The sequence below is a fragment of the Marinomonas polaris DSM 16579 genome, from assembly GCF_900129155.1.
Lineage (GTDB): Bacteria > Pseudomonadota > Gammaproteobacteria > Pseudomonadales > Marinomonadaceae > Marinomonas > Marinomonas polaris.
The window spans coordinates 342,416-367,862 of sequence record NZ_FQVF01000003.1; the positions used below are offsets into that span (position 1 = coordinate 342,416).

The following is a 25,447-nucleotide window of genomic DNA, read 5'->3' on the forward strand; positions in this document are numbered from 1 at the left end:
GTTTTATATTTGAAAGCTGAGCAACAGCTTATGTTATGAAATACACTCTCTCGATTAACCGAAAACCTGCACCAAAGGACAAGTAAGACCAAAAGGGGGAAAGGAATCACTCCCCCTTTGATGCAAAATAATCAAATCAACTGAGTATTACATGAATCTATCGTGTTCCCTGACGAGCCAAACCTTGACCAGTGAAAGTACTGGTAGGAAAGCGTGCAACAGGCTTATTTTGGAATGGTTTATCATTCATCACGTTAGCGATGTAGGCTTCACCAGATAACAAGTTGTAGAAACCAAAGGTTTGTGGAATAGTGCCCGGAAACTCAGGCATGATGTAATTGAATTGCCATAGCGTTTTCCAAAGTTCACCATTTGAATCCCAACGATCCCCTAAAGACGCCTGCCATGTATCTTCATCTAGGTAGTATCTGCTTCGTGTAGCCTGATGACGTTTACCATCCGCTAAAGTTGCTTCCACTACCCAAACACGATGTTTTTCCCAACGAACCGCATCTGGATTTAAGTGATTACCTGTAATCGCCTGCTCATCACTAAATTGCAAAAAGCGGTTTTCGTTATAAGGAATCAAGATTTCTTTCTTGCCCAATAACTTCCAATCGAACACCTCTGTCGTGCCTGAGAAAACACTCAACTCATCAAAAGACATTAAGCCTGCCGTTGCTGGCGTTGGCGTATCACAGCATGCATTTGGTAATTTTCGAACTCGGCGCTGACCCGTCAAGTAGACATAAGCCGCACTTTTATCCGCGTCCAAATTTGTGCGTCCCACAATCCTTTCTCCGGCACGAATCGGTGGACCGTAGTTTTCAAGATTGACTTCCCAGAAGTAACCATCAAAATCATCGCTTGATCCTTCCTGGAAGTAATAAGGCATTTGGTTTTTCAACAGACCATCTGTTGTCAATACAGTTTTGCCACTGGATGTTATTTGATACTGGTTAATTTCAGACTCCCAGCTCACGCCACGCCAAGACAAACGATGGTTATTGATCGCTTCCAAACCATTTTGTGGAATTGGAAAAGGAATACCGCCATAAGCGCCTTTAAGGTCATCCCCATCAAGCGTAGCTTTTAACGCATTTTGAGTGGTGAAGTTATACACCCAATCTGGCGCGGTCGCCGTTCGGTGTGTTGGATAAACATCAAGACGGTAAGTATCGGGATATTTTTCCAACATAGCTTTCACACCGTCGGTCAAATATTCGGCGTATTCCTTCATATTGGCAGCAGTAACTGAATACAATGGCTTTTCATTTGCAAAAGGATCTAAACGCTTGCCACCCAATACTTCTCCTGAAATAGGTTGATTGAATCCCCCTGTCCAAGCCGGAATAGAGCCATCTGTATTACCTGTTTTTTCAGCGCCAAAAGGCGTTAAATCTACCCCTAGTCTCGCGGCTTGTTCTGGGCTAACAGCGGCATTAGAAGCTATTGAAAAACAACCTAGTACTGCAGAGGTAACGAAAATACTAAGAGAGTGTTTTTTATTGTTATACATCATCATTCTCCAAAAAATTAAAAGGTCGTACTTATGGAAGCGGAGATAAAGTCTCGGTCTTTAAGAGATTGTTTATAGGTTTGGCTGTTGGTGTCATCATTAAACACACCCTCTGGTCCATAATATGTGACGTAACTAAGGGAGGCGTTCCAACGATTCAAATACAGCGCTTTCACACCTATGTTGATATCACCACCTTTATCAATACCAAATGAAGAGCCAAGTGCCGAAGACTTACCAACGGTATAACTTGCACCAATAGATGGACTTAAATCCACGCCATCAAATACTTGACGATAAGTTGGCGTAAAGACCAAACGTATAGAGGCGGCTGACTTATCGGAATTTGGATTTAGCATGCTTTCATTTTGTGTCGTTTTTACACGAGTATTCCATGCAACCTCACCGACAAACGACGCTTCCTGAGCAATAAAGCTAGGGACATTGGCAATCCAGCTCACTTGCGCATGGGCTGTCTCACCAATGGCATAGCCAGGATTACTGTCGTTGTTATATCTTTCTTGAGAGGTATTACGAGCTTGAGGCGTGCTATTTAAAGGTGTGTTTTTACGATAAGATACTTCGCCAGCCCAACTCCAGCGACCAATGGTTTTTGCCATACTTGCACCATAAGCTTCAATACCTTCTGCATAAGCCCAACGGTAGTCTTGCGCGGTTGGTGGACCCATTACCCCAGGTATCGTTGTTGTATAGCTGTTACTAGGCGCATAAGCGTGAAACCGAATGGCATAAAGACCATAATCAACATCGTTATCGTAATCGCTAAACTTCAATTGAACACCGTACTGACCTGAGTCAGATGGTTCGGCATCATCGATATGATCAAAGTTACCAATAGAACCTGCAAGAATCTGATCGCCACTTATGGTGTCACCAGAAGCTAGGTATGCTCCGGCAGGCTGTAATCGTGACTTCTCCCATTCGTAGGAATAATAAGCACCCACGGAAACACTTTCAGACACCGGCAAATCAATAGACACTTTACCCGTTGGTCTCATCGTTTCTTTAAATTGAGAGTTTGGAACAGACATGAGTTTAACAACATCCACTGGGCCTTGAGTGCCCGCAATGCCATTTGCGCCAAAGAACAAACTCTCTCCCCACAAAAGAGAATGTCGACCTACGCGTAACGTACCTTCCATGCCATCGACAACAGGAAAACGACCATACACGAACGCATCCATGAGTTCAGCATCCCCCCCCATGATGTCTTTGGTTTGATCAGAGAATTCACTTGCGGAACCGTAGTTATTATTAGTGCTGGTCGTATTATCGGTGGCTCGATGGTATACATCGTCATACCATGCCGCACCACTAACACGAACCCCAAAACCATCGTAAGATGCATCAAACTCTGAAAATAAATCTAATCGATTAGATACCAGTCCTTTATTAAAGTTGTTGTTACCATCGTCATAGTTGTCGTCTGATGTAAGGGTGTCTGACTGATCCTTAAGACGCATTGCAGTGCTGTACTTCAAGGTATTATCAAAGCTAATTCTTAGGTCACGATTACCTGTATCAATATTAAAGGCGTAACCTGTGCTTGCGCTTGAGGCAATCGCTAACGCAACGACCTTCAGCCTAAATGGCGTCGAGTTGATTGTTTTCACGTGTTCTTCCTCTCAAATTTTATTTTTATGTTTTAAGAACAAGTTAAATGTAAATTAGTCCGACCTTTCAGAAAAACCCTTTAAACTAAATCAACCATTCGATACTATCGAATGATCAAAAAACAATAATTGACGAGAACCTTCATGCGATTTAAAAAGCTCGACCTCAACCTTCTGGTGGCTTTAGATACCCTTCTCACTGTCCAAAGCATCACCAAAGGTGCAGAACAGCTCAATATGAGCCCATCCGCCCTAAGCAATTCACTATCGAGATTACGAGATTATTTTGAAGACGATCTGCTGACACAGATAGGCAGAAGGATGGTCATCACCCCTATGGGAGAGAGTTTAAAAGCGAATGTACGCAACGCCTTGAACAATATAGAAAGCACAATTCTGGTACAGCCTAGCTTCGACCCAAAAACAACCGACCGAATATTCAGTGTGTTTTGCTCAGATTACACGCAAACCGTTCTAGCTCCACATGCCTTAGAGATAGTAGGTAAACAACAAAGCACTGCTCGATTTCAATTCTTAGCACAAGTTGAAAACCCTGATGAGCAGCTAGAGCAAGGGAAAGCAGACCTATTAATCATTCCGTCTGATTTTGTATCCTCGAGACATCCCAGCAAGGTTCTCTATGAAGAAGAGTTCGTTTGCGTTGTTTGGAAAGACAGTAAAATAGCAAAAGGCAAGCTAACCACAGAAAAATACGCGGAAGCAGGACATGTATTAATGCGTCCAGCTGTAGTAAAAAAAGATTTTTTTGAGACATCATTTGCACAAAAGTATGGCATTAAGCGTCGCTTAATTGCGACCACCTTCAGCTTTGCCTCGCTTCCAGCCTTAGTTATAGGATCTGAAAATATCGCCACGATTCACGCAAGACTGGCAAGGAAAATGGCCAAAGTATGGCCACTTAAAATTCTACCACTGCCTTTTGACATTCCACCAATGAAACAATGCGTGCAGTGGCATCAATACAGAAATAACGACGAAGGGCTTATTTGGCTAATAGACACACTGAAATCAGCCGCAATTAACATGGACGCAGAATAACGCAAAGAAAAGGGTCTGTTCCGGCAAGTCAGGAATAGAACCTTTTCTTTATCTCTTGCTTCACCTTCTTTATCGGCGTTTGATGACTCAACAAACCAATTGTTTCTGACATTTTAGGTACAGCATGAGAAAAGTGTGATTTAAAGCCATCACATAGATAATTACGATTTAATAACCCATCACTAGAGGGCTCAAATCGATGCTTTGGACAACCGCCATGACAAACTGAACGCACCTCACATTGATGACAATCAGTGCTGATATTGGTTAACTTATCTTCCCCGAACTTCAGGTTTTGCGGCAAATTCACTAGCTCGATTAACGAGGTTTCATTCACATTGCCCAGCTTATGCTCGGGGTAAACATAATGATCGCAGGAGTAAACATCCCCATTAGACTCCATCGCCAAACCGTTGCCACAGGTTTCACTAAACACGCAAGCCCCAGGCCGACCCGCTAGCTGGCTCATGGTTTGCTCAAAATTCATCACGAAGATTTTACCTAGATCCTGCTGAATCCAATGATCAAAAATCGTATTGAGAAACTTACCATATGCCTTGGCCGGAACCGACCATTCCGCTAGGTTAGATTCCCCTTCAAACGTTGGCTGAATCAATATCAAACCATCCCTATCTGGCACGATGGCTTTGCGTTCAACCAAAGGAATAAACTGCATATATTGACTGCCTATTCGCTTTAAAAAAGCATAAACATTCAACGGTCGCTTTACATTTTCGGCATTCACCACCGTTAACGTATTAAAATCTACATTGTGCTTTTTAAGTAACGCAAGACCATTAAGGGTATCATCAAAGGTACTTTTTCCTTTACGAGAAAGGCGATAGGTATCATTACTGATGCGGTCCCCATCGATAGACACCCCGATCAAAAACTGGTGCTCTTTTAAGAAAAGCGCCCACTCCTCATTCAGCAAAGTAGCATTCGTTTGCAGCGAGTTGGTAATGGTCTTATAACCTCGGTACTGCTGCTGAAACGCAATCGCTTGGCGGAAGAAGTCCACCCCCAACAGTGTGGGCTCGCCCCCCTGCCAAACAAAATCAATGACATCCCCTTTTTGCGATTGAATCTGATCACGTATGTAATTTTCTAGCGTCGTATCATCCATACGCCACTGCTTTTTTCTATCTGGATAAAGATGCTCCTTCTCCAGATAGAAACAGTAAGTACAGTCAATATTACAGACCGAACTACTTGGCTTAGCCATGACACCGAAGTTGTTTATTCGCTCTATTACCTTGTGACTCATCATATCTCTAGCAACCATCTTATCTGCCATTATAAGAAGCAGCATGCTCGACGACGTTATTTTGGCGAATATATTCGCGGAACTCTTCTTTCATATCAGCCAACACATCAGGATATTGAGCTGACAAGTCTTTAGTCTCCCCACGATCTTTAGAGATATCATACAAGGCAAAAGGAACATCCTTTGTGAACACTGGCGTACTACTTAAAGGCGCTTGCTGACTCAACTTCCAGTTATCACGAACCAAATAACTGGCTCCCATCAACTCGTCTGCTAACACACTCCCTTTCGGATGAACGTCAGTAAAACTTCCTGATTTCTGTAAAGCAGATAAAAATGACACGCCTTTAGGTGGGTAAATCTCTTTACCTTTATAGCGTGTACTCGGTATATCGACGCCAGCAGCATCTAAGAAGGTAGGTAAAATATCTACAACCTGCAGGCGTGCATTAGAATTAGGTCGGTGTTCTTTTTGACCATTTAACTTCACAATAAAAGGCGATGCTGTCGCCCCTTCCGCACCAGTAAAACCTTTAAATAAACGAAATGGAGCAGCGCTCACTTCAGCCCAACGAGGCCCATACGCCACTACGGAACCAGGCTTACCCATATTTTCTAACGAGTTATCTACCTTGGTACCAGGAATTGGCAATATGAAAGCTGGCGCGCCTTCTGCTCCATTGTCAGACATAAATACGATCAAGGTATTATCGTATTCATTAATGTCTTTTAAGTGGGCAACTAGCTTACCTATATGGCGGTCTAGATTGCTTACCATAGCGGCATAAATCTCCATGTTTTTAGCTTCTTTAAGCTTCTCTTCTTCTGTTAGTTCATTCCAACGTTTTGGACCAATAGACTCAGCGGCAACCTGGTTAACATCCTTAATTAAACCTAAGGCCTTCATTCTGGAAATACGCTTTTCTCTGATGACATCATAGCCTTCATCATATCGACCTTTTTGAGCATCAATATCCGCTTGCGGCGCTTGTAATGGCCAATGAGGAGCCGTATAGGCTGCGTAGGCAAAGAAAGGTTTGCCATCGCCACGACTCGAATCAATATAATCAATTAGCTTATTGGTATAAAACTCTGTGGAATAAAAGTCTTTTGGCAATAACTTGGCTGGGAATAAGCGATCGTTTTCAGCATACATAGTCAAATCAAGAGGAGTTGGTACTTTAGGTGGTGCAAAATGTGATCCTCCACCATCCACTAAGGTATAGCTTTTCTCAAACCCTCTTGCATAAGGCAGTGCGCTTTTATTAATACGAAACCAACGTTTATGATCTTTATCAGGAGCTTTCACGTCGTAAGCTAAATGCCATTTCCCTACCATATAAGTATGATAACCAGCATCAGAGAGCAACTCTGGCATAGTGGCGGTTTTTTCACTTATATGACCACGATAACCCTCTGGAATGTTATCAAAATCATAAGTATTCGATTTACCCCAAGGAGCACTGATCGGCTTATTTTGCAAGATGTTTATGCCAACCACTTCCCCCATGTTTCCGATGCCTGCCAAATGATGATCTACACCAGTCATTAGGCTTGCTCGAGTCGGTGAACACACCGCAGCGGTATGAAAATTTGTCAGTATTCGCCCTTGTGTTGCTAGCTCATCAATATTAGGCGTATTGATTTCACTGCCATAAGCACTTAAATCGGAGTAACCCAAATCATCAGCCATAATCAATAAAATATTGGGGCGTGTGCTACCACTATTGGCGTTCACCGTATTCTGAGAGGAGTCTGTTTGGGCTAAAGCCGATGCGCTTAATAGTGAAGCAGCGACAAAACCTAAACACAAGTGAGGAACTTTAAATTTCAACAAGGAGCTCGTGCCCTTGTCATGCAAGCGATCAATCATAGATACATCCACTAAACTAGCTGTGTGTTATTTTTATTAATGATGAAGCTATCAGTAAATAGGCTTTAATCAAGCCCTTAAAATTGAACCCATGTGTTGATGAAATCGAATGATGATGTCGCGACAAGCAATAAAGAGGTACCAAACAACATCTACTCTTCATCTTCAGTGGCAGAATAATAAAAAGACCAAACGTTATGTTCGGTCTTTTTGTGCATTCATATCGATTGAATATCGTTCATATATTAGCCTTACTCAATAACACCCGATTGTTTCTCAATTTCATGTAACTCATCGGAAACAACTTTTTCTTGAGTAGGAATATATTTTTTCAGAGTCTCATGATAAGGACAGCCGGAGAACTTTGGATCCCCTTTGTATAGTGACGCGAAATGCTCAGGGAATGCCTTATCAAGCTTGCGAATTTCTTCGCGAACTTCGGCTTTTTCTTCCCCAGTCATTTTATCTCTAGCATCAATATAGGCTTCCGTAGGATCATCCTCGTAGTTAAGAAAAACATACATAGAGTGAAACCTAGTGTAGCAGCGTAGTTAATTTGGCTATCTAATTAGAGATGTTAATATGCACAAATAGGCGAACACTAAAAACTTTTACTCTAAAATGAATTTATTGCAACTAACGCTTTACCCTACAGAGATCGACTATGTTTCATACTACAATAATAAAACCTAGATTTTCTGAAACAGATAAATTAGGACATATAAGCAATACCGTTTTCCCTGTTTGGATGGCCGAATCACGCTCCGATTTCTGCCGATCAGCCCTTGAAATAACACAGCCTTGGGTGGTTGCTAATATTTCTATCGATTTCAAAAAAGAAGTACTTCATGGTGATGATGTCATCGTCAATACTTATGTGGAACGCACTGGCAGCAAGTCGATTACTTTTTATCAAGAAATGTTTCAATACGAGAAACTTTGCGTAGTAGGACGTACAACAGTTGTATGTATAGACGAAGCCACAAGACAATCTTGTTCATTAAATAGCAATGACAAGGAAAAGCTCCAACCATATCTAGTAATACTTGAAAGTGATGGTAACAACACATCTTTACAGTACAAGCAGCCGAACAGTTTCGATGAGCAAAAAAAATCACCGGCTTAATGTAAGCAACCCTGCTTTTAGCTTACCCACGTATTCAAGTTCTCCGCATGCAGACAAAGTAATATCAGTGCAATGGGCCACAACAGACGCCTATATCAATACATTAACAAGAACGTTATAAGGTTAAATTGGCGTTTGTAGATCAAGAGCCATAAAACGCTACTATTTCTTCAATAAACTTAGACTCTATAAGTGACAAGGCTCGGGTTTTATGCCAATAAATATGAACAGGGATATCAGCCACGCCGTCTTCAGGAGGTAAGCGTCTAAGCTTGGATTCTAGATGGGTCGCTTCAATAAATTGATCAGGCAATGCTCCAATACCATATCCAGTATAAATGAGGCGGACAGCTTCATCTAGATTATTAGTATAAGCACTAATACGACCATTTAAACCATGGGCTTCCTTGAATAAAGTAATTGGTGAAAGAACATCGCCAATATCTTCACACAATAAAGCAATAAACTCTTCTTTTAATAAACTATCTAGACTCAAATCAATAGCATCAAATAGAGGATGATGATACCCACAATACAAATAATATCGCTGTTCAAACAATAGTTTATGGTTAATTACTTCAGGGGTATATCTTCCTAAACAAATACCAATTGCAGGATTTTTTTGCTCAATATCACTTAAAATATCCAGACTAGATTTAACGTTCATATTCAACGTTATATTAGGATACTTTCTTTTAAAATAGACTAAAAAATTATTATATTTTGGATTGTGAATTCGACTAGCCACCAAAATCTTAATCTCACCTTCTAATAAATGTGAGTTAATTCCTTTCATCGCCTCAATGGAAGTAATTTCTGTGAAAATTGTTTGAGCAACTTTCAAACAATAGTGACCCATTGGAGTAAGCTTTAAAGGTTTGGTATTGCGGATAACAAGTTGACTGTCAATTTTCTCTTCAAGCTTCTTTAAGCTTTGACTGACAGCCGATTGAGTGATGTTCAAACGATTAGCAGCAGCACTAACACTCCCTTCTTCATATATAACAATAAGCACATGAAGTAGTGTCCAATTCAAATTATCTGCTAATTTCTGTTGTATCATAATAATCAAAGCACTTATATTATCGTGTTTTTATAACTGAAAAATGCAAATCGAAGGCTATGGTTTTTACACCGACAATCACACAGCACGATACATTTTTTCACCCTATTGTAACGGATACTACAATATAGTTAGATACTACACAGATTTTTATTTTATTATTTATACTATTCTTTAAAATTTAAGAAATTTGTCTTCTTTTCAAGTAGAAATGCATGATCATTAGCAGACTGTTTGTCATCAGCCAATGATCATACAGCGTATACGCAACTTCTTATTCAGCAGCAATCACTGTGATTTCTACCAACAAATCAGGATGGGCTAGAACCGACTCGCCACATGCTCTAGCTGGCGGTAAAGTACCATCAAACCACTTGTCCCAAACTGCATTCATTGCTTGAAAATCGGTCATACTTTTCAACCATACCGTTGCTGACAATATTTTCGATTTGTCACTACCCATTTCTTCTAATAGCGCTTGTATTTTTTTCAAACAAGTTAATGTTTGTTCTGACACATCCTCATCAATAGCACCAACTTGACCTGATAAATATATCGTATGATTATGGGTCACTATTTGGCTCATACGCTGATTGCTATGAAACTTTTGCATTATTCTTCCTCTAGGTAGTAAAAAATCATTCTATTTTAGAAAATCGCTGAGCATTAAATGGACTAACGTCAACTATTGTCGGTTTATTATGAATTAACTCTTCAATAATACGACCTGTAATCGGCCCTAATGTGAAGCCTTGGTGGCCATGTCCAAATGCGAGCCATAAATTAGCATGCTTACCAGCAGCACCAATTACAGGTTTCATATCTGGCATACAAGGTCTAGAGCCACACCATGGTTCATTTTCAACGCTATCATTTAAAGGTAAGATTTTTTTTGCGAAAGCCACTACATCAGACAGTTGTCCTACATTTTTTTTCGCGTCTATTAAGGTCATCTCAGCCCCAGTAGTAATACGAATGCCTTGTTGCATAGGCCCCATAACAAATCCTTTGTCGACTTCGACCAAGCTGTGATTAATTGTGTTTTCGTTTTGAACTTTAAAGTGTTGGTGATAACCACGCATTGGAAATAAAGGAAAATCATACCCTAAAGGCTTTATCAGCTGATTCGACCAAGGCCCGGCAGCAACAACTATGTGATTACAGTAAAAAATACCGTCATCCGTTATTATCTGCCACCCATCGCCATCTGGAAGAATTTTTTTAACATCACTATCTCTTATCTCTCCTCCCATGTTTTGGAAGCTTTTAGCATAGGCTTTAACCAATGCTCCAGGGTTTGAAACCTGCCAAGAATTTAACCAATGTATTGCTCCAACTACCCCTTTAAAGTTGCAATGAGGCTCTAATTTTTGCAATTCTTTCAAAGAAAGAATCTGATGATTAACACCTTGATCACAACTTTTTTTAGCAACTTCAACAGCCGCTTTAAATTTAGTCTCGGTTCTATGGATCTCAATCCAACCATCACGCCGAATGAGGTTTTCAACATTGGCGGCTGTAATCATCTTTTGATGTTCACATGTGCAATGCTCAATTAGAGTCTGCCATTCTTTTTCTATTTTTTGGACTAAATGTTGAGATGAAAATTGCCAGTACTGGAGTAGAGCTTGTCGATAATGTAGAAGTGCAGGCCAACGATAACGAATACTGGTATTGTTGTTAGGCACTATTTTCAACAGTTCAAATAGCTGTCTTGGAAAAGGATGTATGTGGATCGCCTCTCGCTGAATCAGACCAGCGTTACCATATGATGTTTCTGATCCTGGTGACTTTCTATCTATTAATAGAACCTTAGTTTTTTTTTCCTGAAGGTGCCAAGCTATAGACGTTCCAACCATACCTGCACCAACAACAATAACCTCATAGCGCATAACATATCCTTTTCCCAATCTGTGTATAAATTCACATATACCTAGACATAAAAATGCAAAGTGTTATTCATCTAAGGTGAAACCAGATATAAATGCTTGAAGGTTTTCATTCAGCTTTTCAATACAGTAACCACCTTCTACCAAAATAATAATGGGCTTATTAAGTGCCTTTAGTTTTTTTGACAATCTAAAAAAACCATTTGTACTAACATTACATTTAGCTTGCGGATCATCTTTATAAACATCAAAACCTAGAACGTGAATAACAACGTCTGGATTAAATAATTTTACTTTATCAATTGCTTTATCAACATAGTTGAAAAATCCGTCTTCATCTGTTCCATGAGGCATTGGAAAGTTATTGTTATACCCATAACCCTCTCCTTCTCCTTTTTCGTGCTCATGCCCAGAAACTATCGGATAAAAATTGATAGGGCTACCATGTACTGAAGCATATAAAACGTCTTTACGGTTATAAAAAATCTCCTGTATTCCCTGTCCATGGTGCATATCTGTATCTATGATGGCAATTTTTTTAAATTTTGGTTTTAAATACTCAGCAATAATTGCAGCATTATTCAAATAACAAAAACCACCTGCTGCACTTTTTCGCGCATGATGTCCAGCAGGCCTTGTTAGACATATCTGTACTTTATTTGACGGCTCTCCCTCTTTTAATAATGCATCAGCTGCATTTAATGCAGTTTGAGCAGACCAATAAATAGATGTCCATGTGTATTTTCCTATAGGAGCACTACCATCCGCTTGATATTTAGCCGCTTTAGCTAAAATACCAAGCCCAAAGTTATTATGTGGCATATAGATTGATGTCTGAACCTCTTCTCCTACCTCATCCTCTAAAGCAATCCATTCATCATAGCCATTTTTTAGAAACTCCACATAACCAAAGTCATGTACTGCTAGAATTGGATCAATGCCAATTTCTTTAGCATCTATTACGTTTAAACCCATGGCTTCAGGAGCTCTTAATAAAGCAGTTAATCTCTCTGGCTTTTCTTGAGGTTGATGTATTTTACCCCGAGAATAAAAGCTTTTAGGCTTATGTAACTTTTGATTTTCATGACTGTATATTTTCATATTACGCACTCTTATTTAACGCTTAAATTCTCGGTTAAAGACATTTTTACATTTGATCGATCAAATGTATTTCCCACAGAATGAAAGGTCAAATTATATAAAATAATATAAGGTATAAGTACAGCTAATATATTTTCAGATAAATGGCAAAATAATCCAAAATCAAACAAATTAACTAATATATTTCATTGAAATAAATTTTTACTTGTACATATAATGAATTCAGTCGAAAAACACCGTCATGCACCTGACAATAGGAAATGTAATGACTAATAACGCTTTATTCTACTTGACCAATAACGATATGCCGGTTGTCAGTCATGCAAATGGTATTTATATCTGGGATACACAAGGACATCGCTACATAGATGGTTGCTCAGGTGCTATTACTTGTAATATTGGACACAACCATCCGACCGTAATACAGGCAATGTCTGAACAACTAAATAAAATTGCTTTTAGCTATCGAACTCAATTCGAAAGTCAAGTTGCTATAGATTTAGCAGATCAACTTGTCAATATAACTGAGGGTGACTTGGATAAAGTTTTCTTTGTTGGTAGTGGTTCAGAAGCTGTCGAAAGCGCAATAAAGCTAGCAGTACAGTATTTTGTCGCCAGCAGCCAACCAAAACGCAGCAAGTTTGTATCCTTAAGTCCTTCGTATCACGGTAGCACTCTTGGAGCCTTAGGGTTGACTGGGTACGAACCATTAGAGGCACCATATCGCTCAATTTCTATTAGTTCTATAAAAGTGCCCTCTCCAGATTTATACCGCTACAAAGAAGCCAACATTGAAGAACACATCACAACAGTACTGAAGCAGACTGAGAACGCTATTTTAACAGCAGGTGCAGACACAATAGCTGGCATTGTCTTAGAGCCAGTTGGCGGAGCCAGTACTGGTGGACGCATGGTCACCAAACGTTATATGGAAGGGTTGCGTGCTTTGTGTGATCGATATGGTTGTCTATTAATTATGGACGAAGTACTCAGTGGTATGGGACGCACAGGAAAATGGTTTGCTTATCAACATTTTGGCATAGCACCTGATATTTTAACATTGGCCAAAGGCTTAGGTTCTGGTTATTACCCTATAGCGGCTATGATGGCGCGAAAAGAGTTAGTCGATGTTGTAGACCTTAGTGGTGGTTTCATGCATGGTCATACATACGCAGGAAACCCTTTAGCCTGCGCCACCGGCCTTGCTGTTATTGATGTGATGAATACTGAACAACTGATCAGTAATTCTTCAAAACAAGGCACCTATCTTCATCAGCAACTTGAGCTACTGGCCCTTAAGCATAATTGTATTGGTGATATACGTGGCATTGGCTTGCTTCAAGGTCTAGAACTCGTACAAAACAAGATAACTAAAGAACCTTATCCACCATCGTTTAATGCCTTTGAAAAAATCACAACTCTAGCCAAGAAACGCGGCTTACTTATTTACCCAAGACGTTGTTTAAATGGTTTAGCAGGAGACCATGTATTAATTACACCGCCACTAACCGTAACCAGTGAAGATATTGATGAAATAATTTCCTTATTGGACGAAAGTTTTACTGCTTTCGAGCAAATAAAATAGAATAAATAATACTCCATATAAGAGCGGGTATTGATATTAGAAATATTAAAAACGAATAAAAAGAGAGTTAAAAGATAAAATAATAATAAATCAGTATAAAAATTACGATGCACAATAATGTGCGCCGTCTATCATAATAAACTGAAAAGAAAGGAACAAAATATGAAAAAATTCACAAAAAAAATATCACAAACTTTTATGCTTGCAGCCGTCATCTCTGGTGCTACCGCTATGGTTTCCACGTCAACATACGCACGTGACCTAGATGAAATCCGTGGTGATGTGCTTCAAGTGGTCAATTCAGGTGCTTATCCTCCATTTAGTTTTGTCAATACTCAAGGTGAGTTAGTCGGCTTTGATGTAGATATTGCCGAGGCTCTAGCTGAAAAGATGGGAGTTAAAGTTAATGTTCAGTCATCTCCTTGGAATGGCATTATTGCAGCTCTAGCCGGTGGTCGTTTTGACGCCTGTATTTGTAGTATGAGTGATACCGAAGAACGTAGAAAAGCCGTCGCTTTCACAGACTCTTACTATAGTGCTGGCTTAGCAGTCTGGGTAAAAAGTAATACTAATGATGTGAGTAGTCTTGCAGATTTTTCTGGTAAGCGTGTTGGCTCTACTTTAGGTGAAACAGGTAACCAGTGGGCAGTAGAAAAAGCCGATGGTAAATGGCGTAACCAAACCTTTCAAGGCTTACCTGACATGATGAATGCTCTTAATACAGGCCGCATTGATATAATGATTGCTGATGACGTACCTGTCATGGTGGCCATTAGAGAAAACAAAAGCGATATTAAAATAGTCGATGTAGGTCCTTTACCTCGCTTTCCAGCCGCAATTTCTATTCAAAAAAATAAGCCTCAGTTACTTGCTGCTTTAAATTCTGCTTTAAAAGAGATCAAGTCCGATGGTACTTACCAGGCAATTGTAGATCAATGGATTGGTAAAGGTGCCAATATCCAGTAAAGACCATGGGAAAGATCATCGCATTTAATGCGCTGATCTTTTTTCACGCTAATACTTCTCATTAAGAAGTTACATTGTACGTAGCAGCTTAATAACGAAAAACAAAGGTAAGCTCATGGATTTCAATTTGATGATCGAGGTTACTCCGTTGCTAGTCAAAGCAGCGTGGATCACGATCGATATTTCTATCCGCTCATTATTTTTTGGCTTCTTTATTGCGTGCGGACTGGTTTTTTTACAGTCTTTTCAATTTGCACCTATACGCTGGTTTGCTCGTGGCTATATTAGTGTCATCCGAGGAACGCCATATTTCGTGCAGCTATTATTAGTGTTTTATGGTGGACCAAGTATTGGCTTAAGGCTTGACCCCATTACGTGCGGAGTTGTCGTCGGTGCATTCAATATTGCGGCCTATATGAGCGAAGCTATTAGGGGCTCTATTGAGTCTGTTGATAGCGGCCAAGTAGAAGCCTCAAGGTCTCTAGGTTTTGGGAAAGTTCAAACTTTAGTATCTATTATACTACCGCAATCAGCTGCACTGATGATCCGCTCTATCGGGATATTAGCCATCGTGTTGATCAAAAACTCTTCATTGGTTTCTATAATATCGGTGGTTGAATTAACTTATCAAGCACAACGTTTGATTGGTTCTACCTATAAACCCTTAGAGATATTTACGCTTAGTGCGTTTATGTATGTCATCATAATTTATGCGGTAATGGGAATTATTGAATTAGCCTATCGTCGTGCAATGCGTTATACAACCCTATAGGAGGTTCCAGAAATGGAATTTGATTTCACTCCGGTAATAACTTATTTTCCTACCTTATTAAAAGGGGTTGGAGTGGGTTCTCTTGTTGCTGTTATCGTTGCTTTTATGTCAATTGTAGGTGGTTTATTAGTAGCGGTGATATCTATTTATATTAATAAAATAGTGAGTTGGCCCCTACGCTTTTTTATCTGGCTATTCATGACAACGCCCTTATTACTCCAGCTCTATTTTTTATATTTTGGTCTTGGCGAATGGATTCTGATTCCCGCCATATTCGTTGGCATACTCGGACTAGGTTTTCATTATATGGCATATAATGCTGACATCTTCGTAGCGACTATAAAGTCAGTATCAAATGGACAATATGAAGCATCACGATCTCTCGGATTCGGACATGCAGCTACTATTTTTTATATTATCGTCCCACAAGCTTTTATTCGCTCTATCCCTCAATTAGGAAACAATATGATCTTGATGGTAAAAGACACGTCGGTTTTATCAGCAATTGGGGTTGCTGAATTAGTGTATGCCTCTCAGTATGCAATAAGTGTGTCTTTCAGACCATTTGAATTCTTTATTGTCATCGCTGCAATGTATTATCTAATCAATATATTTATGGAACTAGGACAAGTTTGGCTTGAACGTGAAACAGCGTATCGTCGTTAAAACTTCACCAATTTTATAATTAAGGTAGAACGGAAATGAATACAGAACGAAATAAAGACGAACCGATGATTGAAATTCGTGATGTTCACAAAAGTTTTGGCGACTTGGAAGTTCTAAAAGGCATCAACTTAACGGTTAATAGAGGAAAAATAGTCTCTATTATTGGCCCTTCTGGATCTGGTAAAAGTACATTATTGCGCTCTGTGAATCACCTTGAAGTAATTGATCAAGGTAATATTCTTCTTGATGGAGTGCAAGTTAATCGGCCCGATATGAAAGGTTTGCAATTTGAGCGGCATATTAACCATATACGCCAGAATATGGGTATGGTTTTCCAACACTTTAACCTTTTCCCCCATTTATCTACAATTGATAACATCACTTTAGCACCTAGAAAACTTAAAAAAATGCCCCCAAAAATAGCTAGAGAACTTGGTATGGAGTTGCTTAATAGAGTAGGTCTTGCCAGTAAAGCTGATGTATTTCCAAATTGGTTATCAGGTGGTCAAAAGCAACGAGTCGCTATTGCTCGTGCTTTAGCAATGGAGCCTAAAGTAATGCTATTTGATGAAGCGACTTCTGCTTTAGACCCAGAGCTTGTTGAAGAAGTTAATCAGGTAATGCAAAGCCTAGCTGAAGAGCAAATGACCATGTTGATCGTGACACACGAAATGGGATTTGCTCGTGATGTTTCAGATTGGGCTATGTTCATGGATGGTGGTGTCGTTGTTGAAGAATGCGCTCCTCAGAAGTTATTTAGTAACCCAGATCAGGAACGGACTCAAAACTTTCTGCGTAAGCATCTTAACTCCTGATTATCCTAAAACATTTTTTAAAATTTTTATTAATAAAGAAACCGTATAAAAATACGGCTTTCTATTTCATTAGATATGCAAAGGATATGAAAATATGAGAACTAAAAAAATATGGCGCAGATCAAATTTAGAGAAACCTTAGAGGCTTATTGTTTTTCGACTGATTTTTTTCTGTCATGATGGCCATGTGAGTACCACATTAGGTGTTACACTTAGTTTAACATAAAGACCTAAAATACGCATAAAGACCTAAAATGGTCGTGCCATTTTGTTATTTTAATCGGCAGGAAAAACAGGTTTTGGTGCTGAATTACTGTTAGAAATAATTGATTAAACACTTGTTCATCATATTAAATAGTAAAGCTTTTAAATAATGTCATCTGCCCTATTATCAATAATAAACTTTATGGAGAAATACTCTGAAAGCCTTCTATCATAAAAACCAAAAAAAACACAGCCCTAAATTTTATATTAAACATGGCAAACCAACACCTGCAAAAGAAATCCCAGAGCGAGAAGACGTTTTTATAAAGGTAATAAATGAGCTTAATATCCCCTTGGAAGAAGCTAATGATTTTGGCATGTCATTTATCTCTGCAGTTCATACACCAAATTATTTATTTTTTTTAAAAACTATCTATCCTAAATGGGCTTTATTATCTGAGCCTAGCTCCGAGATTTTTCCTGAAAGTCACCCAGTAAAACACACTCCTTCATATCCCAAAGATACTATTGGTCAAATCGGATGGCATATTATGGATTTATCTTGTCCAATTGGGGAAGAAAGCTGGTTGGGAGCTTACGCATCAGCACAAACAGCCATTAGTGCTGCAGACTGCATAGCAACAGGAAAATCCAGTACTGCGTATGCTGCTTGCCGCCCACCTGGCCATCATGCCCATTCGGATGGTGCCGCAGGTTTTTGCATATTAAACAATTCTGCTATTGCCGCTGAAAGATTATTAAAAGACTTTGATAGAGTTGCCATTTTAGATGTGGATCTACATCACGGAAATGGAACCCAGGCAATATTTTGGAATCGTCGCGATGTTATGACAATCTCAATACATGCTGACCCTGCTATTTGCTATCCACATTATTGGGGATATGAGCATGAAAAGGGTGAAGGCCAAGGTTATGGTTTCAATATCAACTTTCCGATTCCAGAGGGTACATCAGATAATGATTATATGTATGTACTTGAAAAAGCAATTGACCAACTTAAAACCTACTCTCCAGATGTCATCATCCTAGCCTTAGGCCTCGATGCCTCTGAACAAGATCCAATTGACATGTTAGGTTTAACAACCGCAGGCTTTTCAGAAATTGGACAGCGCGTGAAAGCACTTAATCTACCAACATTAATCGTACAAGAAGGTGGTTATATTTCTCCAATTCTAGGAGATAATTTAGCGGCTTTATTGAAGGCTTTTATTAATGAATAATTTAATCTGAACAATAAGTATAGGCACCTATTTGGTGCCTGACTCTAACGGTAGTAAATGTCTGGAAAAACATGCTGCATTGCCCAATAAAACTACCTTCCTAACGTTTCGAAAAATAAGAGAGTTTTAAGAAGCAGTATAAAAAATTTTATACTTTACAGATCGTTTTAAATCACAAAAAGCCCCGACTCTTTGAATGATTACTAACAGTAAAGGCTTTTTATTGTTACTTTGGATAAGTAAAAAATATCGACTATTTTTAATCATATCCCCCCTAACTAAATAATCCAACTTTATGATTACTTACTAAGAAACGACATGTATTTTTTCATTAGATATGACTTCTATCTGAGAGTTATTCAGCCATGTTTCAATTTCAATTGAATTAAGCGCCTTAGAAAACAAAAAACCTTGTGCAATACCGTAGCCTAGCTCTTTTAAAATTCTGCATTGCTCTTGACTTTCAACACCTTCAGCCACGACATCTAACTTTAAGCTATGCCCTATATTCAGCACTGCCAGGCTTAAGGCTCGACTAATATCATCTGTTTCAAGTTCAGAAACAAAACTCTTGTCTAATTTTAACTCTTTAAAAGGAATTTTCTTTAAGTAGCTGAGACTAGAATATCCTGTTCCAAAATCATCAATTGAAAGACTAATGCCTTTATTATGAATATCATTTAGAACTTGGATTGTTCTTGGATTTGTATCAAGTAAGACACTTTCTGTTATCTCCAGAGTAAGATCTAATACTTTTAGGTTATGATATTCCAATTCACTTATTATTAAATTGCAAAGATCAACGTCATGAAAATTAAGTGGGGATAAATTCACAGAGATAGTAGGAATAAATATACCTTTTTTTCGCCAAACTGACATTTGACGGCATGCCTCTCTCAATACCCAACGACTAAGATCAGTAATCAATCCGCATTCTTCTGCAATTTTTATAAAACGTGTAGGTGGAACAGCACCAAACTTAGGATGATTCCATCTAGCCAGCGCTTCAACTCCATACAAACTGCCTGTATTCATTTTAATTTGAGGCTGATAATTTAGCTCTAACTGGTTATTTGATATTGCTTTTTGAAGTTCAACTTCGAGCTCTTGCCTTTCGAGTGCCAATTGATTTAATTCATGACTAAAAAAAGAAAATCGTCCTTTCCCCTGTTTTTTAGCTTGATACATTGCCATATCTGCACGATGAATTAGAGTACTAATATCATGACCATCTTCAGGAAAAACGCTTATACCGATGCTAGCAGAGGGTATGATTTTAGAACCATTAATCTCTATTGGATGAGAAAACGACAACCTTAAATCTTCAATAAAATAATTTAGATCACTGGAGCTTTTCCCCAAAACAACTAATAAAAATTCATCTCCTGCTAAACGTCCACAAATATCTGAGTTTAAACATTTTTCATTTATTCTTGCAGCGATCTCAATAAGTAATTTATCGCCTACATGATGCCCAAAAGAATCATTAACTAACTTAAAACGATCTAAATCTATAAAGAGCACAGCAAGAACATCATTATTTTTTTCAACATCCTTTAGAGCCTGTTCTGCACGAGCATGCAAAACACTTCTATTTGGCAACTTTGTTAAACTATCATAATAGGCAAGATGTCTTATATTTTCACGCTGTTTCTCCCTATCGAAAGCTAAAGAACATAACGGAGCAAGTACCTTTACTAGTTGCCGTTCAAATAATGATGGAGGATGATTGTCTTTTCTATAAAAAGCAATTACACCTACAGATTCATCTTGACTACCTATAATGGGAGAGGACCAACAACCTTTATAACCGCAAGGTAAGGGTAAGATAGGTCCACTAAAATTATCCCATAATGGAGCGCTTTTAATATCAGTAACAAGTACTGGCAGACTGAGATATGCCTCAGTGCCTGAAGAATCAACATCACTACCCAATGGAATTTTTTGTAAAAACTTCTTGTATTCACTCGGTAATTTTGGAGAGGATAAAAGTTGCAGATAATTACCATTGACTAATAAAATTGCAGGAGTAATGTCGTCGATTAACCGACTAATTTCATGACAAACCGATTCCATAATCATCTCTAGAGGCTCATCTCTAGCTAGAGAGCCAACAATTTTGGAATGTAATACTTCATGAATTTTTGTTTGAGTAATATCGGATAAAATTGCGACAATGTTAGTGAGCTCTCCAGCTTCATTAAAAGCAGGATCAATCATCACAGAACACCAAATTTTTTTTCCACATTTACTCTTAATAAGTTCATCAATCTTGACCTCAACGCCGTTTACCAATGTCTCTCTTAATTCTATAATTCGGTCTTCACTAAAGTGCGGAGCAATAACAGAAGTGGGCGTATGACCCAAAAGATCGTCATTTTCATATCCTAAAAGAGTCGAAAACCCCTCATTAATGTAAACAACTTTCCAAGAAGCGTCAGTAATCAATATTGCGTTACCAGTTTTATCCGTTACTAAAGAAAGCATTTCAACACGTTTACGTTCAATAACAGAAGATGTTACATCTTGAATAAAAGCAGTGTACAAAAAAACACCGTCAACATTAACTTTTGATATGGACATTGATCCCCATTTTTTAGAACCATCTTTGCAAACTATCTCAACATCTCGGTTGGTGCCGACAATTTTATTCGCACCAGCATTTCGATTAGCATTAACATAATTATCATGATTAGGCTTAATGCTATCAGGGACAAGAATTTTTACATTTTTCCCGATGACTTCTTTTCTTTTGTACCCCCACAATTTTTCTGCTGAATAGTTGTAAAAAACGATATCATTTTCAGGATTAATTACAACCACACTATCTATTGCTTGCTCAAGTGTTTCTACAAACAAATCAGATAACAAATTCTTAGCCGGCATCAAAAAAATCCTTAAAAACTATAAATTTAAATAATATATAGACTTACAATCATCTATAAATATCTCAAAATAAATATTGTTTAGCATTAAAACAATAAACTACAAAGAAGAAAACAACATTTCAAAACAATTACATAAATACACCATAAACATACATAAATACACAATTATAAATAGATTTTATATTTAATGAATCATTAAATATAAACATTAAAACTTACATTTAAAATACATACCAATTTGCAAATACAATTTAAATTTTTTAATACGTTCCTTAATCCTTAATATAAAAAAACATATCTAACTCTATTTAAATCATCTCAACCGGAAATTTAAGACTAATTAAAACAACTGACTTACATGGTGATATTACCTATAAAAATCATGATTTTGTTAAAATTTCTGGCTAAAAAAGATGATTCAATGGGTCAGAACAACAATTTTATTTGAAATTTAGATATTAAAAAAACAGGCGTTTGATAATTTATTGTAAAAGAAAAAAATATGGAAAATTTTGAAGATTAATGGTCAAAAAATGTAAGGGGGTTTCATTTTATTGGGTTAATGCCTACATAGCTCTAATTTTGATCACAGTGGAAAAATGATTGAGCACTAATCCGTTTATAGCTTACCTTAGGTCGAATAAAAAACGGAAAAGATCACAATGCGAGCTAAAAAATCATTAGTTTCGCGAGAAAATCGTCTTTTTATTCCAATAGATTTTTACAGCTCGAATCTAGCAAGTGACGGAGTATTTAAAACCTGTCTGACATTTAGTATGGTTAGTATTATTTAAGCAAAGGCATGCTCATCACCTTTAAGAAAGCTAATAATAGAAAATGATTCAAAATCTGGATATTTAATTTTAACTTATCTTTTAACAGGAAGGAATGATGAGTTGGGTAAAATAGATACGATGTTAACTGGTCAACAAGCTGAAGTGCAAGCAATTATAGCGAGGTTAGATAACACTTGCCTTTATATAAGGGGAGCTAAAAATCGCTCTAATTCTTGTGTTAGCGATGCAAATTTAGCGGTGTAACGTCAAAGTAGAAACATCACTAACAGTGAAAAAATGACTGATACCCAGTAAACTCTGGGAGAATCCACGCAGCGTTTACTCCATATATATTTTCAGAGATCTTTACGAATTCAATTCGATCACCAAGCTCAAAATACAAATCATTTCGTACACTGTCATGAATTACAGTTTAATGTTTAAACAACACTTTCCTCCTAGCCTTGCGAAGACAAAAGCATGGTACGATGTCTCATATAAACACTTTGAGTAATGGACAACTAAAACTAACATTTCATCGCAAGCAATAAAGCCGCATTTGGATGATATTATGAAAAAAGCCGAAGGTTTTTCGGCCTGATACCTTTGGCCACTCTCCAATGAATGAAGAGTATAAGCACCAACCGAGAGAACATTGGCAAAGGCTTAGAAGTGTCTAGAAAAGTCCAGTTAAGTCACTACATTCGAACTTACCCAAAATTCGATACTAAATGGAATAGAGGTCTATAGAGTAAATATATGACTAATAAATCAACTAACCCACGCCGACTTACTCCATCTATGCCTTGGCTATTAGCTTTTGAATCTGCAGCAAGAAATCTTAGCTTTACATTAGCAGCCAAAGAGCTTTCTCTCACACAAAGCGTTATAAGCAGACACATACAATCTTTGGAAGACTTACTGGAAGTTGAACTCTTTCACCGAAATGGCAAGCAGTTACAATTGAACGAAGCTGGCGCGATGTACATGAGAGAAGTAAGCAGCGGACTTCAACGAATACGTAATGCATCACAAAATTTAAACACATATAAATCCACAGCAACATCAATTAACCTCGCCTGCTTACCAACTTTCGCAGCAAAATGGTTAATGCCGCGTTTGGCCGATTTCTATGTTAAACATCCCAACATTCTTGTACACATACATGCAAAAATCCGCCAATTTAATATGGAATTAGAGGGAATGGACTGCGCTATAAGTGGTGGTGGACGAGCTTGGCCTGGAATGGCATCCTATCCTCTAGTCAAGGGCTATCTAGTTCCAGTAATTAGCCCAGCATTGCATGAAAGAGTTCCTTTCAACACGCCATCTGATGCCGGATTACATACGCTTTTACAAGTATCTACAAGGCCTGACGATTGGTTCCAATGGTTTTCTGTCCATGATCTTTCAACAACTAATATACGTCTTGGTCCCCAATTCGAAATGACTTCTCATGTACTCCAAGCAGCTATCGCTGGAATTGGAATTGCATTGGTGCCTTCTTGTCTCGTTGAAGATGAGCTTACAAACGGATCATTAATTATGCCATTCAGTCCGTCAAAAGTAGATACACTGAAATATGACTACTCTCTACACATCACTCCTCATCAAGACCAATCTCCTACTGTGTCGGCTTTACGGGAGTGGCTTCTAGAACTGTCAACCCAATAATTAATCCCATCAGTTGTACTGGCCAACAAAATAAAAAGCGCCTCCGAGAGCCAGTCCGAATTTATGCATCGATACTCCAAAATTGCGAGAGCGAAACAGTTCATCATAAGCCCAACTAGGCTTAAATTTGCCACTGAAGCTATTCAGTTCAGAGCCGCCTTCATTCCCCTCAGCAATTGCTTCAAACACAGCTTCACCAGCCAACATGCCCGATTTCATGGCTGTATGGGTCCCTTTAATCTTACTGAAATTGAGAGTGCCGGCGTTGCAACCGATCAATAACCCACCAGGATATGTCATCTTTGGCAGAGAATTAAACCCATCCCTAGTAATAGCTCGAGCACCGTATGCCACATTTGATCCTAGAGCGTGTGATTAGAAATTCTGACGGCTGTTTTAGAGTTTTGCTTCCAGTTCAGGTAGAATCTCAAACAAATCACCTACTAAGCCATAATCAGCCACTTGGAAAATTGGCGCTTCTCCATCCTTATTGATAGCTACAATCACTTTAGATTCTTTCATTCCAGCTAAATGCTGGATCGCACCAGAAATCCCCACTGCAATATATAACTCTGGCGCCACAATTTTTCCGGTCTGACCAACTTGCAGATCATTGCTTACAAAACCTGCATCCACCGCTGCACGGGACGCACCAACCGCGGCTACTAGTTTGTCGGCAACCTTTTCAAGCAAGCTAAAGTTCTCAGCAGAGCCCAGCCCCCGTCCGCCGGAAATCACTGTACTTGCTGCGGTCAATTCTGGACGGCCTGATTTAACCAACTCTTCACTAACGAAACGCGAGACCCCCATATCGAAGACAACATCTACAACCTCAGTATTAGCATTTCCACCTTCCGCTTTAGCCTTCTCAAAAGCCGAAGTCCGAACTGTTATAACCTTGACCGCATCTCGGGATTGCACCGTTGCGATAGCATTACCCGCGTAAATCGGGCGCTTAAATGTATCAACTGATTCCACAGCAACGATTTCTGTGAGCTGCCCGACATCAAGTAGGGCAGCAACGCGTGGCATCGTATCCTTAATGGTACTGCTCGCTGCTGCAATAATATGGCTATAGTCAGCAGCCAGCTCAACAATCAAGGCACTTAGATTTTCCGCCAACCCTTTTTCATAAACATCGCTATCAGCCAACAATACCTTGCTGATACCCATAACTTTGACAGCTTCATCAGCAACACTCTGGCAAGCGTTACCTACGACCAGCATTGTAATTTCGCCACCAAGTTGACTTGCGGCCGTCACAGCACTAAGAGTTGCTGGATTGAGTGTGCTATTATCGTGTTCAGCAATAAGTAAAATACTCATCCC

The 25,447-nt window shown here is 38.7% G+C and carries 20 protein-coding genes and 1 pseudogene; 9 read left to right on the top strand and 12 right to left on the bottom strand.

Features of this window, described 5'->3' with window-relative positions:
- Positions 1 to 157 precede the first annotated feature (157 nt).
- Together BUA59_RS03620 and BUA59_RS03625 are read right to left on the bottom strand one after the other, a co-directional pair.
- Positions 158 to 1,519, bottom strand: a complete 1,362-nt coding sequence (locus BUA59_RS03620) for a DUF1329 domain-containing protein (RefSeq protein ID WP_072838355.1) — start codon at positions 1,517 to 1,519, stop codon at positions 158 to 160.
- 17 nt (positions 1,520 to 1,536) lie between these two features.
- Positions 1,537 to 3,153, bottom strand: coding sequence for a DUF1302 domain-containing protein (locus tag BUA59_RS03625; RefSeq protein ID WP_072838356.1), 1,617 nt, complete (start codon positions 3,151 to 3,153; stop codon positions 1,537 to 1,539).
- A 144-nt stretch (positions 3,154 to 3,297) separates the two neighbouring features.
- On the opposite strand from BUA59_RS03625, the gene BUA59_RS03630 reads away from it, so the two are divergent.
- A complete protein-coding gene (locus tag BUA59_RS03630) occupies positions 3,298 to 4,212 on the top strand; it encodes a LysR family transcriptional regulator (protein ID WP_072838357.1) in 915 nt (304 codons plus the stop codon).
- A 28-nt stretch (positions 4,213 to 4,240) separates the two neighbouring features.
- Here BUA59_RS03630 and BUA59_RS03635 read toward each other — a convergent pair whose 3' ends face one another.
- The 3 genes from BUA59_RS03635 to BUA59_RS03645 form a co-directional block, all read right to left on the bottom strand.
- Positions 4,241 to 5,479, bottom strand: a complete 1,239-nt coding sequence (locus tag BUA59_RS03635; RefSeq protein ID WP_072838427.1) for an anaerobic sulfatase maturase — start codon at positions 5,477 to 5,479, stop codon at positions 4,241 to 4,243.
- Positions 5,480 to 5,498: 19 nt separating this feature from the next.
- Complete coding sequence (locus tag BUA59_RS03640) at positions 5,499 to 7,352, bottom strand: arylsulfatase (protein WP_072838358.1); 1,854 nt, start codon at positions 7,350 to 7,352, stop codon at positions 5,499 to 5,501.
- A gap of 251 nt (positions 7,353 to 7,603) precedes the next feature.
- Entirely contained in the window at positions 7,604 to 7,876 is a 273-nt protein-coding gene (locus tag BUA59_RS03645; RefSeq protein ID WP_072838359.1) for a hypothetical protein, read from the bottom strand.
- Positions 7,877 to 8,016: 140 nt separating this feature from the next.
- Between BUA59_RS03645 and BUA59_RS03650 the strand changes: the two genes are divergently transcribed.
- On the top strand, positions 8,017 to 8,478 hold the full coding sequence (locus BUA59_RS03650) for an acyl-CoA thioesterase (protein WP_072838360.1): 462 nt from the start codon (positions 8,017 to 8,019) through the stop codon (positions 8,476 to 8,478).
- 142 nt (positions 8,479 to 8,620) lie between these two features.
- Here BUA59_RS03650 and BUA59_RS03655 read toward each other — a convergent pair whose 3' ends face one another.
- The 4 genes from BUA59_RS03655 to BUA59_RS03670 form a co-directional block, all read right to left on the bottom strand.
- The gene (locus BUA59_RS03655; protein ID WP_072838361.1) at positions 8,621 to 9,541 is read right to left on the bottom strand and encodes a LysR family transcriptional regulator; all 921 of its coding nucleotides are present in this window, start codon (positions 9,539 to 9,541) and stop codon (positions 8,621 to 8,623) included.
- A gap of 274 nt (positions 9,542 to 9,815) precedes the next feature.
- The gene (locus BUA59_RS03660) at positions 9,816 to 10,154 is read right to left on the bottom strand and encodes a RidA family protein (RefSeq protein WP_072838362.1); all 339 of its coding nucleotides are present in this window, start codon (positions 10,152 to 10,154) and stop codon (positions 9,816 to 9,818) included.
- 25 nt (positions 10,155 to 10,179) lie between these two features.
- The gene (locus BUA59_RS03665) at positions 10,180 to 11,433 is read right to left on the bottom strand and encodes an NAD(P)/FAD-dependent oxidoreductase (protein WP_072838363.1); all 1,254 of its coding nucleotides are present in this window, start codon (positions 11,431 to 11,433) and stop codon (positions 10,180 to 10,182) included.
- A 63-nt stretch (positions 11,434 to 11,496) separates the two neighbouring features.
- A complete protein-coding gene (locus BUA59_RS03670; protein ID WP_072838364.1) occupies positions 11,497 to 12,531 on the bottom strand; it encodes a histone deacetylase family protein in 1,035 nt (344 codons plus the stop codon).
- 265 nt (positions 12,532 to 12,796) lie between these two features.
- Between BUA59_RS03670 and BUA59_RS03675 the strand changes: the two genes are divergently transcribed.
- From BUA59_RS03675 to BUA59_RS03700, 6 genes are all read left to right on the top strand, one after another.
- On the top strand, positions 12,797 to 14,116 hold the full coding sequence (locus BUA59_RS03675; RefSeq protein WP_072838365.1) for an aminotransferase family protein: 1,320 nt from the start codon (positions 12,797 to 12,799) through the stop codon (positions 14,114 to 14,116).
- Between the two features lie 162 nt (positions 14,117 to 14,278).
- On the top strand, positions 14,279 to 15,082 hold the full coding sequence (locus BUA59_RS03680; RefSeq protein WP_072838366.1) for a transporter substrate-binding domain-containing protein: 804 nt from the start codon (positions 14,279 to 14,281) through the stop codon (positions 15,080 to 15,082).
- Between the two features lie 130 nt (positions 15,083 to 15,212).
- The gene (locus BUA59_RS03685) at positions 15,213 to 15,854 is read left to right on the top strand and encodes an amino acid ABC transporter permease (protein WP_232617105.1); all 642 of its coding nucleotides are present in this window, start codon (positions 15,213 to 15,215) and stop codon (positions 15,852 to 15,854) included.
- A 12-nt stretch (positions 15,855 to 15,866) separates the two neighbouring features.
- The gene (locus BUA59_RS03690) at positions 15,867 to 16,520 is read left to right on the top strand and encodes an amino acid ABC transporter permease (RefSeq protein WP_072838368.1); all 654 of its coding nucleotides are present in this window, start codon (positions 15,867 to 15,869) and stop codon (positions 16,518 to 16,520) included.
- 35 nt (positions 16,521 to 16,555) lie between these two features.
- On the top strand, positions 16,556 to 17,335 hold the full coding sequence (locus BUA59_RS03695) for an amino acid ABC transporter ATP-binding protein (protein ID WP_072838369.1): 780 nt from the start codon (positions 16,556 to 16,558) through the stop codon (positions 17,333 to 17,335).
- 557 nt (positions 17,336 to 17,892) lie between these two features.
- Complete coding sequence (locus BUA59_RS03700; RefSeq protein ID WP_084122123.1) at positions 17,893 to 18,780, top strand: histone deacetylase family protein; 888 nt, start codon at positions 17,893 to 17,895, stop codon at positions 18,778 to 18,780.
- Between the two features lie 306 nt (positions 18,781 to 19,086).
- Here BUA59_RS03700 and BUA59_RS03705 read toward each other — a convergent pair whose 3' ends face one another.
- Positions 19,087 to 21,666, bottom strand: coding sequence for an EAL domain-containing protein (locus BUA59_RS03705; RefSeq protein WP_072838371.1), 2,580 nt, complete (start codon positions 21,664 to 21,666; stop codon positions 19,087 to 19,089).
- Between the two features lie 1,537 nt (positions 21,667 to 23,203).
- Between BUA59_RS03705 and BUA59_RS03710 the strand changes: the two genes are divergently transcribed.
- A complete protein-coding gene (locus BUA59_RS03710) occupies positions 23,204 to 24,118 on the top strand; it encodes a LysR substrate-binding domain-containing protein (protein ID WP_072838372.1) in 915 nt (304 codons plus the stop codon).
- Positions 24,119 to 24,136: 18 nt separating this feature from the next.
- Here BUA59_RS03710 and BUA59_RS03715 read toward each other — a convergent pair.
- Positions 24,137 to 24,481: pseudogene (locus BUA59_RS03715) on the bottom strand (NAD(P)/FAD-dependent oxidoreductase); the annotation flags it as partial.
- Between the two features lie 33 nt (positions 24,482 to 24,514).
- Entirely contained in the window at positions 24,515 to 25,444 is a 930-nt protein-coding gene (locus BUA59_RS03720; RefSeq protein WP_072838373.1) for an electron transfer flavoprotein subunit alpha/FixB family protein, read from the bottom strand.
- Between the last annotated feature and the right edge of the window lie 3 nt (positions 25,445 to 25,447).